This window comes from Rubrivivax gelatinosus IL144, assembly GCF_000284255.1.
Classification (GTDB): Bacteria; Pseudomonadota; Gammaproteobacteria; order Burkholderiales; family Burkholderiaceae_C; genus Rubrivivax; species Rubrivivax gelatinosus_A.
Map to the genome: position 1 here is coordinate 3,772,943 of NC_017075.1, position 11,987 is coordinate 3,784,929.

10 protein-coding genes and 1 tRNA gene are annotated in these 11,987 nt (G+C 73.5%); 6 read left to right on the plus strand and 5 right to left on the minus strand.

Annotated elements, in window-relative coordinates; translation table 11 throughout:
* The first annotated feature begins 5 nt into the window (after positions 1 to 5).
* On the plus strand, positions 6 to 2,225 hold the full coding sequence (gene katG / locus RGE_RS17210; RefSeq protein WP_014429726.1) for a catalase/peroxidase HPI: 2,220 nt from the start codon (positions 6 to 8) through the stop codon (positions 2,223 to 2,225).
* A gap of 61 nt (positions 2,226 to 2,286) precedes the next feature.
* Here katG and RGE_RS17215 read toward each other — a convergent pair whose 3' ends face one another.
* From RGE_RS17215 to RGE_RS17235, 5 genes are all read right to left on the minus strand, one after another.
* The gene (locus tag RGE_RS17215) at positions 2,287 to 3,228 is read right to left on the minus strand and encodes a bestrophin family protein (protein WP_014429727.1); all 942 of its coding nucleotides are present in this window, start codon (positions 3,226 to 3,228) and stop codon (positions 2,287 to 2,289) included.
* An 86-nt stretch (positions 3,229 to 3,314) separates the two neighbouring features.
* A tRNA-Ser gene (locus RGE_RS17220) sits at positions 3,315 to 3,406 on the minus strand.
* A gap of 43 nt (positions 3,407 to 3,449) precedes the next feature.
* Positions 3,450 to 4,742 (minus strand): serine--tRNA ligase, encoded by a 1,293-nt coding sequence (serS, locus tag RGE_RS17225; protein ID WP_014429728.1) that lies wholly within the window; start codon positions 4,740 to 4,742, stop codon positions 3,450 to 3,452.
* A gap of 80 nt (positions 4,743 to 4,822) precedes the next feature.
* Entirely contained in the window at positions 4,823 to 5,788 is a 966-nt protein-coding gene (gene ispH, locus RGE_RS17230) for a 4-hydroxy-3-methylbut-2-enyl diphosphate reductase (RefSeq protein ID WP_014429729.1), read from the minus strand.
* Positions 5,788 to 6,231 (minus strand): FKBP-type peptidyl-prolyl cis-trans isomerase, encoded by a 444-nt coding sequence (locus RGE_RS17235; protein WP_014429730.1) that lies wholly within the window; start codon positions 6,229 to 6,231, stop codon positions 5,788 to 5,790. Before RGE_RS17235 ends, ispH begins: the two co-directional genes overlap by 1 nt.
* A 53-nt stretch (positions 6,232 to 6,284) precedes the next feature.
* Between RGE_RS17235 and radC the strand changes: the two genes are divergently transcribed.
* From radC to RGE_RS23355, 5 genes are all read left to right on the plus strand, one after another.
* On the plus strand, positions 6,285 to 6,962 hold the full coding sequence (gene radC / locus RGE_RS17240; RefSeq protein ID WP_014429731.1) for a RadC family protein: 678 nt from the start codon (positions 6,285 to 6,287) through the stop codon (positions 6,960 to 6,962).
* A complete protein-coding gene (locus tag RGE_RS17245) occupies positions 6,959 to 7,588 on the plus strand; it encodes a Smr/MutS family protein (RefSeq protein WP_014429732.1) in 630 nt (209 codons plus the stop codon). The genes radC and RGE_RS17245 overlap by 4 nt, the downstream gene beginning before the upstream one ends.
* Positions 7,589 to 7,597: 9 nt before the next feature.
* A complete protein-coding gene (locus tag RGE_RS17250; protein ID WP_014429733.1) occupies positions 7,598 to 8,152 on the plus strand; it encodes an ECF-type sigma factor in 555 nt (184 codons plus the stop codon).
* Positions 8,153 to 8,255: 103 nt separating this feature from the next.
* Positions 8,256 to 9,089, plus strand: a complete 834-nt coding sequence (locus RGE_RS17255) for a hypothetical protein (protein ID WP_014429734.1) — start codon at positions 8,256 to 8,258, stop codon at positions 9,087 to 9,089.
* On the plus strand, positions 9,065 to 11,986 hold the full coding sequence (locus RGE_RS23355; protein ID WP_014429735.1) for a protein kinase domain-containing protein: 2,922 nt from the start codon (positions 9,065 to 9,067) through the stop codon (positions 11,984 to 11,986). The genes RGE_RS17255 and RGE_RS23355 overlap by 25 nt, the downstream gene beginning before the upstream one ends.
* Position 11,987: the final 1 nt, after the last annotated feature.

Consider the following 11,987-nt stretch of genomic DNA (forward strand, 5'->3'; position numbering starts at 1 on the left):
TGCCGATGTCCACCGAAGCCCGCTGCCCCTTCCATGCCGAACACGGCGCCCGCACCACGACGCAGGCACGCACCAACGCCGACTGGTGGCCCAAGCGGCTGAACCTGAAGATCCTGCACCAGCACTCGGCGAAGTCCGACCCGATGGGCGCGGGCTTCGACTACGCCGCCGAGTTCCGGAAGCTCGACTACGCCGCCGTCAAACACGACCTGCAGGCGCTGATGACCGACTCGCAGGACTGGTGGCCGGCCGACTGGGGCCACTACGGCGGGCTGATGATCCGCATGGCCTGGCACAGCGCCGGCACCTACCGCGTCGCCGACGGCCGCGGCGGCGGCGGCCACGGCAACCAGCGTTTCGCCCCGCTGAACAGCTGGCCCGACAACGGCAACCTGGACAAGGCGCGGCGCCTGCTCTGGCCGATCAAGAAGAAGTACGGCAACAAGCTGAGCTGGGCCGACCTGATGATCCTGGCCGGCAACGTCGCGCTGGAATCGATGGGCTTCAAGACCTTCGGCTTCGGCGGCGGCCGCCCCGACATCTGGGAACCCGAGGAAGACGTCAACTGGGGCGCCGAGACCGAATGGCTGGCCACCAGCGACCAGCCCAACAGCCGCTACAGCCGCTACAGCGGCGAGCGTGAACTCGCCAACCCGCTGGCCGCGGTGCAGATGGGCCTGATCTACGTGAACCCGGAAGGCCCGGACGGCAAGCCCGACCCGGTGGCCTCGGGCCGCGACGTGCGCGAGACCTTCGCCCGCATGGCGATGAACGACGAAGAGACCGTCGCGCTGGTCGCCGGCGGCCACACCTTCGGCAAGGCGCACGGCGCCGGCGACACGCGCCAGGTCGGCCCCGAGCCCGAGGCCGCGGCCTTCGAGGAGATGGGCCTGGGCTGGAAGAACGCCTTCGGCAGCGGCAAGGGCGTGCACACCATCACCAGCGGCATCGAAGGCGCCTGGAAGCCCAACCCGACGCGCTGGGACATGGGCTACTTCGACATGCTCTTCGGCTACGAGTGGGAACTGGTCAAGAGCCCGGCCGGTGCCTGGCAGTGGCTCGCCAAGGACGTCAAGCCCGAGCACCTGATCCCCGACGCCCACGACCCGAGCCGCAAGCACCGGCCGATGATGACGACGGCCGACCTGTCGCTGCGCTTCGACCCGATCTACGAGCCGATCTCGCGCCGATTCCACCAGAACCCGGAACTCTTCGCCGACGCCTTCGCGCGCGCCTGGTTCAAGCTGACGCACCGCGACATGGGGCCGCGTTCGCGTTACCTGGGCCCGGAAGTGCCGGCCGAAGAACTGATCTGGCAGGACCCGGTGCCCGCCGTCGACCACGCGCTGGTCGACGCCGCCGACGTCGAGCAACTGAAGGCCGAGGTGCTGGCCTCGGGGCTGACGATCGCCGAACTGGTGAAGACCGCCTGGGCCTCGGCCTCGAGCTTCCGCGGCTCGGACAAACGTGGCGGCGCCAACGGCGCACGCATCCGCCTGGCGCCGCAGAAGGACTGGGCCGTCAACGAGACGGCCGAGCTGGCGCGGGTGCTCGAGGTGCTGGAAGGCGTGCGCGGGCGCTTCAACGCCGCGCAGACCGGCGGAAAGCGGATCTCGATCGCCGACCTGATCGTGCTCGCCGGCGGCGCCGCCGTCGAGGAGGCCGCGCGCCGCGCCGGGCATCCGGTGACGGTGGCCTTCGCGCCGGGCCGCACGGACGCCAGCCAGGAGCAGACCGACGTCGAGTCCTTCGCGGCGATGGAGCCGCGTGCCGACGGCTTCCGCAACTTCCAGCGCGCCGACAGCCAGGCGCCGGCCGAGGAACTGCTGCTCGACCGCGCCCAGCTGCTGACGCTGACGGCGCCGGAGATGACGGTGCTCGTCGGCGGCCTGCGCGTGCTGGGCGCCAACACCGGCCGCAGCACGCACGGCCAGCTGACGCAGCGCCCGGGCACGCTGTCGACCGACTTCTTCGTCAACCTGCTGGACATGGGCACGAAGTGGGGCCCGGCGGCCGAACCCGGCGTCTACGAAGGCCGCGACCGCGCCAGCGGCGCGCTGAAGTGGACGGCCACGCGGGCCGATCTGGTCTTCGGCTCGAACTCCGAGCTGCGCGCGCTGCTGGAGGTCTACGCCAGCGACGACAACGCCGGCAAGTTCGTGCAGGACTTCGCCGCCGCCTGGACCAAGGTGATGAACCTCGACCGCTTCGACCTCGCCGCCTGAGCGAAGGCCGGATCCGGCCGAGCACGACGGGCCCCGCGGGGCCCGTTTTTCTTGGCGAGACTCAGCGCAGCCAGAAGTCCACCGGCTGCAGCGGCGGCGGGATGTGCTCGTCGCCCAGGCTCTCGCGCAGGCCGATCTCGATCGTGCGGCAGATCGCGTCCAGCGGCAGGTCGTTGTAGCCGTGGCCGAAGGGGTTCTCGATCTCGTCGCCGACGGCGTCCAGGCCGAAGAAGGTGTAGGCGACGAAGGCCACGACCAGCGGCGTGACGAAGCCCAGCGCGTCGATCAGGCCGAAAGGCAGCAGGAAGCAGTAGAGGTAGGCCGTGCGGTGCAGCAGCAGCGAGTAGGCGAACGGGATCGGCGTGCCCTTGATGCGCTCGCAGCCGGCGAAGGCGGCGGCGAAGGCGGCCAGCGTCTGGTCCATCTCGCAGGCGACGATGGAGTCGATGGCGCCGTCGTCCAGGCCGCGGCGCAGGTCGTCGCCCAGGCGCTGCAGCAGGTACTCCGGGCCGTTGGACGCGGCCTGCAGCCCGGCCCATTCGGCCGGGGTCAGGTAGCGCGCGAGTTCGAGCTCGGGCCGGGTGTCGCGCAGATGGTGGCGCAGCGCATGCGCCAGCGCGACGGTGCGCCAGACGATGCGCACGCGCAGGTCCCCAAGCCCCAGCGCGGCCTGCGCCGGCACCGCGCCGCGCACCAGGCAGCGCGCCTGGCGCGCCAGGCTGCGGCTGCGGTGCACGACGTCGCCCCAGAGCTTGCGCGCCTCCCAGTAGCGGTCGTAGGCGGCGCTGTTGCGAAAGCCCAGGAAGATCGCCAGCGCGATGCCGATCAGCGAGAACGGGATCGTCGTGACGTTGATCTTGTGGTGCAGCAGCTCGCCGTGCAGCAGCGTGACGACGACCGCGGTCAGCGTCGTGCCGGTGAGCGGCACCAGGATGCGGTTGAGGATCGAGCCGCGCAGCACGAAGAACAGGCGCGGGCCGACCGGGCGTTCGCGGATGATCATGCGGGCGTCGGAGAGCGGATCGGCAGGCCCGGCGAGCGGGCCAGAAAGAAAAATCCCTCACGGCCGGAGGCGGTGAGGGACTGTTCTGGCGGAAAGGGAGGGATTCGAACCCTCGTCACGGTAGAAACCGTGAACCGGATTTCGAGTCCGGCGCATTCGACCACTCTGCCACCTTTCCTGGTATTCGCGTGGTCTCGCTGGGGTCAGCGAAGCCGCGCATTCTAGCGCAGGATTTCGGCGCCGCCTAGATAAGGCCGCAAAGCCGCCGGCACACGGATCGAACCGTCGGCCTGCTGATGGTTTTCCAGCACCGCCACCAGCGCGCGCCCGACCGCCAGGCCCGAGCCGTTGAGTGTGTGCACGAACTCGGTCTTGCCCTGCGCGTTGCGGAAGCGCGCCTGCATGCGCCGCGCCTGGAAGGCCTCGCAGTTGCTGCACGAGCTGATCTCGCGGTAGGTGCCCTGCGCCGGCAGCCAGACCTCCAGGTCGTAGGTCTTGGCCGAGCCGAAGCCCATGTCGCCGGTGCACAGCGTGATCACACGGTACGGCAGCTCCAGCTTCTGCAGGATGGCCTCGGCATGGCCGACCATCTGCTCCAGCGCGGCGTCGCTGTCTTCGGGGCGCACGATCTGCACCATCTCGACCTTGTCGAACTGGTGCTGGCGGATCATGCCGCGCGTGTCGCGCCCGGCGCTGCCGGCTTCCGAGCGGAAGCAGGGGCTGTGCGCCGTCAGCTTGATCGGCAGCGCCGCGGCGTCGAGGATCTGCTCGCGCACGGTGTTCGTCAGCGGGATCTCCGAGGTCGAGATCAGATACTGCTCGCGCTGCTCCTCGTCACCGCCGCGCAGCACCCAGAACATGTCCTCCTTGAACTTGGGCAGCTGCCCGGTGCCTTCGAGCACCTCGCGGTTGACGATGTACGGCGTCCAGCACTCGGTGTAGCCGTGCTCCTGGGTCTGCGTGTCCAGCATGAACTGGGCGAGCGCGCGGTGCAGGCGCGCGGCCGGGCCGCGCAGGAAGGTGAAGCGCGAGCCGGCGAGCTTGGCGCCGGTGTCGAAGTCCAGGCCCAGCGCCTGGCCGACGTCGACGTGGTCCTTGGGCGTGAACTCGAACGTGCGCGGCGTGCCCCAGCGGCGCACCTCGACGTTGCCGCTCTCGTCGGCACCGACCGGCACGCTGTCCTGCGGCAGGTTCGGAATCGACATCAGCATCTGCTGCAGCTCGGCCTGGATGGCTTCCAGGCGCTCGGCGCCGGCCTTCTGCTCGTCGCCGATGCCGCCGACCTCGGCCATCAGCGCCGAGGCGTCCTCGCCGCGGCCCTTGGCCTGGCCGATCTGCTTGGACAGCTGGTTGCGCCGCGACTGCAGCTCCTCGGTGCGCGTCTGGATGCGCTTGCGTTCGGCTTCGAGCGCGGTGAAGCGTTCGACGTCGAGGAAAGGTTGCGGCGCACGGCGCTTTTCGAGACGGGCGACGACGCTCGCGAGGTCGCGGCGCAGCAGGGTGATGTCGAGCATGGGTCCTCCGGAGAGGGTGATTCTAGAAAGGCGAACGGCGCCGTCGAGGGCGCCGTCGTCGAAGGTGGCGGCGGCGGCGTTCAGCCGGAGGCGGACTCCGTCTCGGCCATGCTGCGGTCGCCCAGGCCGCGCGGCAGCGGGAAACGCACCGCTTCCTTGACGCCGTCCATGTTGCGCACGCTGAGCACGCCCAGCTCGCGCAGCCGGGCGATGACCTGCTGCACCAGGATGTCCGGCGCCGAGGCGCCGGCGGTCAGGCCGACGCGGCGGCGGCCTTCGAACCACTCGGGCAACAGATCGTCGGCGCTGTCGACCATGTGCGCCGGCGTGCCCAGGCGCTCGGCCAGCTCGCGCAGGCGGTTGCTGTTGCTGCTGGTCGGGCTGCCGACGACGATGACGACGTCGACCGCCGGGGCCATCACCTTGACGGCGTCCTGGCGGTTCTGCGTCGCGTAGCAGATGTCCTGCTTCTTGGGCTCGCGCACGTGCGGGAAGCGCTGCTTCACGGCGGCCAGGATCTCGGCGGCGTCGTCCACCGACAGCGTGGTCTGGGTGACGACGGCCAGCTTGTCGCCGCGCGGCTGCACGTGCTGCACGTCCTCGGCGTCCTCGACGAGGTAGATGCCTTCGGAGAGCTGGCCCATCGTGCCCTCGACCTCGGGGTGCCCCTTGTGGCCGATCATGATGAACTCGTAGCCCTCGCGCGCCAGCTTGGCGACCTCGACGTGGACCTTGGTCACCAGCGGGCAGGTGGCGTCGAAGACCTTGAAGCCGCGGCGCTCGGCCTCCTCGCGCACCGCCTGGCTGACGCCGTGGGCGCTGAAGACCAGCGTCGCGCCACGCGGCACCTCGGCCAGTTCCTCGATGAAGATCGCACCCTTGGCGCGCAGGTCGTTGACGACGTAGGTGTTGTGCACGATCTCGTGGCGCACGTAGATCGGCGCACCGAACTTGGCGAGCGCACGCTCCACGATCTCGATCGCGCGGTCGACGCCGGCGCAGAAGCCGCGCGGTTCGGCCAGGACCAGTTCCTCGATCGCCGCCATCACAGCACTCCCAGGATGCGCACCTCGAAGTGCACGGACTGGCCGGCCAACGGGTGGTTGAAGTCGAACAGCAGCCAGTCCTCGCCGACCTCGCGCACCATGCCGGCGTAGCTGCCCTGGCCGTCGGGGGTCGGGAACTGGACGACGTCGCCGACGGTGTAGACGGTGTCCTCGTCGCCCAGCTCGCGCATCAGCGACATCTTCACGCGCTGCATCAGCTGCGGGTTGCGCTCGCCGAAGGCGGCGCCCGGCGGCAGCTCGAAACGCGCCTCGGCGCCGTCTTCCAGGCCCAGCAGCGCCTGTTCCAGCCCCGGCGACAAGTCGCCCGCGCCCAGCGTCAGCGTGGCGGGCGTGCCGCCGAAGGTGTTGACGATGTCGCCGCCGTCAGGCCCGGCAAGCCGGTAGTGCAAGGTCAGGAAGGAGCCGGGCTGGACGGTGGTCACTGGGGGTACGTCGCTGACGATAGACTGGTTGCGGCCATTGTAAGAGCCGCCCCATGCCCCTCCTGAAGGACCTTCCCGTCGACCAGCGCCCGCGCGAGAAGCTGCTCGCCCGCGGCGCCGGCGCGCTCGCCGACGGCGAACTGCTGGCGCTGCTGCTGCGCACCGGGCCGGCCGGCGACGGCGTTTTCGAGCTCGCGCAGCGCGTGCTCGCGGCCTGCGGCGGCGTCGCCGGGCTGCTGGCCGCGACACCCGCCACCCTCGTAGGCATCAAGGGTCTGGGCCCCGCCAAGCAGGCCGAACTGCTGGCGGTGATGGAGCTGGCGCGGCGTGCGCTCGCCGCCCCGCTGCGGGCCGCGCCGGTGTTCGATTCGCCGGACAAGGTCAAGGACTACGTCGCGCTGCGGCTGGCCGGACGCGAGCAGGAGGTCTTCGCCGTGCTCTTTCTCGACAGCCAGCACCGCCTCATCTCGATGGAGGACATGTTCCAGGGCACGCTGTCGCAGACCAGCGTCTACCCGCGCGAAGTGGCGCGACGCGCGCTGGCGCTCAACGCCGGCGCGGTGATCCTGGCGCACAACCATCCGTCGGGTGTCGCCGAGCCCTCGCGCGCCGACGAGTTCCTGACGCAGACGCTGCGCCAGTCGCTGCAACTGCTGGAGGTGCGCGTGCTGGACCACCTCGTCGTCGGCCGCGGCCAGGTGGTGTCGATGGCCGAGCGGGGGCTGGTGTGAAAATCTCCAGCCTGAAGGAACTGCAGGCGCTGCGCGAGGCGATCGCGCGGCGCGAACGCGAAGCCGCCGAACGCGCCGAGCGCGAGCGCCGCGAGGCGGCCGAAGCCGAGGCCGCGCGGCGCGTCTTCGCCCACGCCGTCGGCCCGGTGCACGCGCTGCGGCCGCACGGCCGGGCCCACGTGCACCGCGCCCGCCCGGCACCGCTGCCGCGCCAGCGCGAGGCCGACGAGCGCGAGGCGCTGCGCGCGACGCTGTCCGACGAGGTCGACGTCGAGTCGCTGCTGCTGACCGACGACGGCCTGTCCTTCCGCCGCTTCGGCGTCGGCCCGGACGTCGTCACTAAGCTGCGCCGCGGCCACTGGGCGATCCAGGCCGAGGTCGACCTGCACGGCCTGCGCCGCGACGAGGCGCGCGACGCGCTGGTGCGCTTCGTACGCGAGGCGCTGCAGCGCGGCCAGCGCTGCGTGCGCGTGGTGCACGGCAAGGGCCACGGCTCGCCGGGACGCAAGCCGGTGCTCAAGGTCAAGGCCCAGCGCTGGCTGGCGCAGTGCGAGGAAGTCATCGCCTTCGCCCAGGCCACCGGGCCGCAGGGCGGCGCCGGGGCGCTGATCGTGCTGCTGGGCTGAGGCGGCGCGATGGGCGAGATCACCGCCTTGCTGCACCGTGCGCGCGACGGCGAACGCGCCGCGCTGGACGCCCTCTTCGAACGCCTGTATCCCGAGCTGCGCCGGCTGGCGCGCGCCCGGCTGGCCGGCTCGCGCCGCGGGCCGGAGATGGGCACGACGGTGCTGGTGCACGAGTGCTACCTGAAGCTCGTCGCCACCGGCGAGCTGGCCGCCGGCGAACGCGCGCACTTCATGGCTTACGCGGCGCACGTGATGCGCTCGGTGATCGTCGACGCGGTGCGCGCCGCGCAGCGCGAGCGACGCGGCGGCGACGCCGTGCACGTCACGCTGGACACCGCGCTGCACGACAGCGTGCCAGCGCCGGAACACGAGATCCTCGACGTCGACGCCGCGCTGGCCGAACTGGCGCGGCTGGACCCGCGCCTGGTGCAGGTCGTCGAGATGCGCTACTTCGGCGGCCTGAAGGAGACCGAGATCGCCGCCGCGCTCGGCGTCACCGAGCGCACCGTGCGCCGCGACTGGGACAAGGCGCGGCTGCTGCTGGCCAGCGCGCTGCGCGGCTGACCCCCTGAACGCGTGGCCCGCCCGGATGTCCGGTCCGGCGGGGCGGCGACGTATTCCCTGTCGAGGCCGGCGTCGCGCGCGGCCGTCGACCGGGGGGACGACGATGGAATGGGCGTGCAAGGCGCTGCTGACCGCCGCGGCGGTGGCCGCGGTGATGCTGGCCGCGGGACGCATGGACCGCCGCCTGGCCGGCCTGCTGGCCGGGCTGCCGGTGGTCAGCGCGCCGGCACTGCTGTGGCTGGCGCACGAGCAGGGGGCGATGTTCGCGGCCGGCACCGCCGCCGGCAGCGTCGCGGCCTGCGCGGCGTCGGCGCTGTATGCGCGGGTCGCCGTCGCGCTGCTGGCGCGGCGCGGCGCGGTGCTCGCCCTGCTCGGCGCGCTGGCGGCCAGCGCGCTGGTGGTGGCGCTGCTGCACGGGCTGCAGACGCGGCCGCTGGCGGTGCTGGCGGCCTGCGCGCTGGTCTGCGCCCTGCTGCGGCCCACGCTGCGCCTGGACGCACCGGCCGGCGCGGTGCGCCCGCTGCGCGGCGAGCCCTGGCTCAGCGCCGGCCTGTCGGGGCTGGTGGCCGCTGCGGTGTCGCAGAGCCCGGCGACGCTGGGCGCTTACGGCGCCGGGCTGCTGGCCTCGCTGCCGGTCATCACCAGCTTCGCGCTGTGGCATCTGCACCGCGGCGGCACCACAGCCGACCAGCATCGCTTCCTGCTCGGCTATCTGCACGGCACCTGGGGCAAGGCGGTGTTCGCCACGGTCTTCGCGCTCGCCGCCCCCCTCTGGGGCAGCGGCTGGGCGCTGACCCTGGCCGCGGCCGGCGGCGTCGCGGCGATGGCGGTGGTGCTCGGCACCCCGACGCGCCGACCGCGCCCGCGACGTGGGGATGCCGGCGACGGCGCGCCCGCCCCTACGATCCTGCGGTGCCCCGACCCTCCGCCGACATGACGCCGCTGGCCGCCCTGTCCGCCGACTGGCCGACGCTGGACCGGCTGCTCGACGAGGCGCTGGCGCTCGCCGCGCCGCAGCGCGCCGTCTGGCTCGAGCGCCTGGACGGCGAGGCCGCGCCCTTGCGCGAGACGCTGCGCCGCCTGCTCGCGCTGCACCACGAGGCCGAGACCGAGGACTTCCTCGCCACGCTGCCGGCGCTGGACCTGCGGCCCGAGGTCGGCGTCGACCACGAACCCGGGCCCGGCGACCGGGTCGGCCCGTGGCGGCTCGTCGGCCTGCTCGGCGAAGGCGGCATGGGCAGCGTCTGGCGCGCCGAACGGGCCGACGGCGCCTACCGGCGCGAGGTGGCGCTGAAGCTGCCGCGCATCGGCTGGGGGCGCGGCCTGGCCGAGCGGCTGGCGCGCGAACGCGACATCCTCGCCTCGCTGGAGCACCGCCACATCGCCCGGCTCTACGACGCCGGCGTCGACGCGCTGGGCCGGCCCTGGCTGGCGCTGGAGATCGTGCAGGGCGAGCCGATCGACGCCTGGTGCGCGGCGCGCGGCAGCAGCCTGCACGAGCGCCTGGCGCTGCTGGCGCAGGCCTGCGACGCGGTGGCCTACGCCCATTCGCGCCTGGTGATCCACCGCGACCTCAAACCCGCCAACATCCTCGTCACCGCCGACGGCGAGGTGCGGCTGCTGGACTTCGGCATCGCCCGGCTGCTCGACCCCGGCGGCGACGGCGCCGACACCGAGGTCGGCCAGCGCGCGCTGACGCCCGACTACGCCAGCCCCGAGCAGGTGCTGGCGCGGCCGCTGGGCACGGCCAGCGACGTCTACGGCCTGGGCGTCGTCGGCTTCGAGCTGTGCACCGGCCAGCGCCCGCACCGGCGCCCCCGGAGCGCGGCCGAACTCGCGCGCGCCGTCGCCGACGAAGAGCTGCCGCTGGCCAGCCGCGTCGCGGCGGACCCGCAGCGTGCGAAGGCGCTGCGCGGCGATCTCGACGCGGTGCTGGCCACCGCGCTGGCCCGCGAGCCGGCGCGGCGCTACGCCAGCGCCGGCGCCCTGGCCGAGGACCTGCGCCGCTGGCAGGTCGGCGAAGCCGTGTCGGCGCGGGTGCCGCCACGCGCCGAGCGCCTGCGCCGCCTGCTGCGCCGGCACCGCACGCCGGTGGCGGCGGCGGCACTCGCCGCGACGGCGCTGCTCGCCGGCTCGGCCGTCGCGCTGGTGCAGGCGCGCCGGGCGCAGGAGCTGGCCCGTGCCGCGACCGCCGCCAGCGCCGAGGCCCGCCAGGCCGCCGAGCGCGCGACCGCGGTGCAGGACTTCCTGGTCGGCATCTTCAACGCCAGCTCGGCGCGCCAGGACGACCCGCAGAAGGCGCGCCAGGTCAGCGCGCGCGAGCTGCTCGACCTGGGCGCGCAGCGCCTGGACGAGGCCCTGGCCGACCAGCCCGCGGCGCGCCAGCAGCTGGCCGGCACGCTGAGCGCGCTGTACGCCGAGCTCGACCTCGACGAACGCAGCCTGCCGCTGGCCGAACGCGCCGAGCAGGAGGCGGCACGGCTGTACGGCAGCGGCTCCGAGCCGCATCTGCAGGCGCTGGCGCGGCTGCTGGGGCGCAGCCACGAGAGCGGCAAGGTGGCGCCGGCCGCCGCACGCGCGCTGTCCGAACGCGCGCTGGCGGTGGCCGAAGCGGCCAGCACGCCCTCGGCCGGGCGCAGCGCGCTGTGGCAGTCGCTGGCGATGGTGCGCGAGGCGAGCGACCTGCGGGACGCCGAGGCGCTCGCACGGCGCGCGCTGGCCGACGCCCAGGCCGCGCACGACGAGGACCAGATCGCCGCCGCGATGGGCGTGCTCGGCACCGTGCTGTACCGCCAGCAGCGCCCGGCCGAGGCCGAGCCGCTGCTGGCCGAGAGCATCCGCCGCGCGCGCCGCGAAGCCACCGCATGGGACCTGGGCGTGCGCCGCGCCTACCTGGCCGAGGTGCAGGCCCAGCGCCTGCGTTACGGCGCCGCCGTGCAGACGCTGCAGACGGCGCTGGACGAGGCCCGGCGCCGCTACGGCGAGGACCATCTCGACACCCAGCAGCTGCGCCTGCGGCTGGGCTCGCTGGCGGCGGCGACCGGCCGTTTCGATGCCGCGCTGCCCTTGCTGGAAGAAGCGCGGCGGCGCTGGGCGGCACAGGGCGAGGCGCGCCGGCTGCAGACGAGCCTGGTGCTCTTCGAGCTGGGCACCGTGCTGCGCGAGCAAGGCCGCCTCGCCGAGGCCGAACGGCGGCTGAACGAAGCGCTGACGCTGCGCCAGCTGCTGCGCCCGGACAGCGTGGCCGCCGAGAACGTGCGCCAGGACCTGGCGCTGACGCTGGCGATGCAGGGCCGCGGCGATGCGGCCAGGCGCCTGCTCGACGAGGTCGACTCGCGCCTGGGCGACGGTCGCGCCGCGCCGGCGCTGGCCGAACGCCAGCGCCTGATGCGTGCCCGCATCGAAGGCCTTCAAGGCCACGCCGCGGCCGCGCGCACGCTGCTGGCGCCCTTGCGCGACACCGGCCTGGAGCGCCCGCCGGCGCGCGGGCTGGAACTGCAGGCCGCGTTCCAGCTCACGGCGCTGGACCTCGCGCAAGACGACGGCGCGACCGCGGCGCGCCGCCTGGGCGGCCTGGCCGCGGCGCTCACCGGCGCCGGCCTGTGGGAGACGGCGCCCGGCCTCGCGGCGCGCTGGCATCTGCTGTGCGCGCGCCTGGCGCACGCCGGCGGGCCGGTGCTGGCCGCCGATGCGGCGGATCACGAGAACCAGGCGCAGCGCCTGCTGGCGGGGAACCAGTCGGCCGAGAGCACGCTGTCGCGCGAGTTGAAGGCGGTGCGCGCCCTGCCCGTCGGCCCGGCGGCCGGCCCGGCGCCGGCCTGCGCGCGGCGCTGAA

Coding starts and splice junctions, on each gene's coding strand:
- serS (WP_014429728.1), bottom strand. CDS start 4,742: ATGCTCGACATCACCCTGCTGCGCCGCGACCTCGCGAGCGTCGTCGCC.
- ispH (WP_014429729.1), bottom strand. CDS start 5,788: ATGGCGGCGATCGAGGAACTGGTCCTGGCCGAACCGCGCGGCTTCTGC.
- RGE_RS17215 (WP_014429727.1), bottom strand. CDS start 3,228: ATGATCATCCGCGAACGCCCGGTCGGCCCGCGCCTGTTCTTCGTGCTG.
- RGE_RS17250 (WP_014429733.1), top strand. CDS start 7,598: ATGGGCGAGATCACCGCCTTGCTGCACCGTGCGCGCGACGGCGAACGC.
- RGE_RS17255 (WP_014429734.1), top strand. CDS start 8,256: ATGGAATGGGCGTGCAAGGCGCTGCTGACCGCCGCGGCGGTGGCCGCG.
- radC (WP_014429731.1), top strand. CDS start 6,285: ATGCCCCTCCTGAAGGACCTTCCCGTCGACCAGCGCCCGCGCGAGAAG.
- katG (WP_014429726.1), top strand. CDS start 6: ATGTCCACCGAAGCCCGCTGCCCCTTCCATGCCGAACACGGCGCCCGC.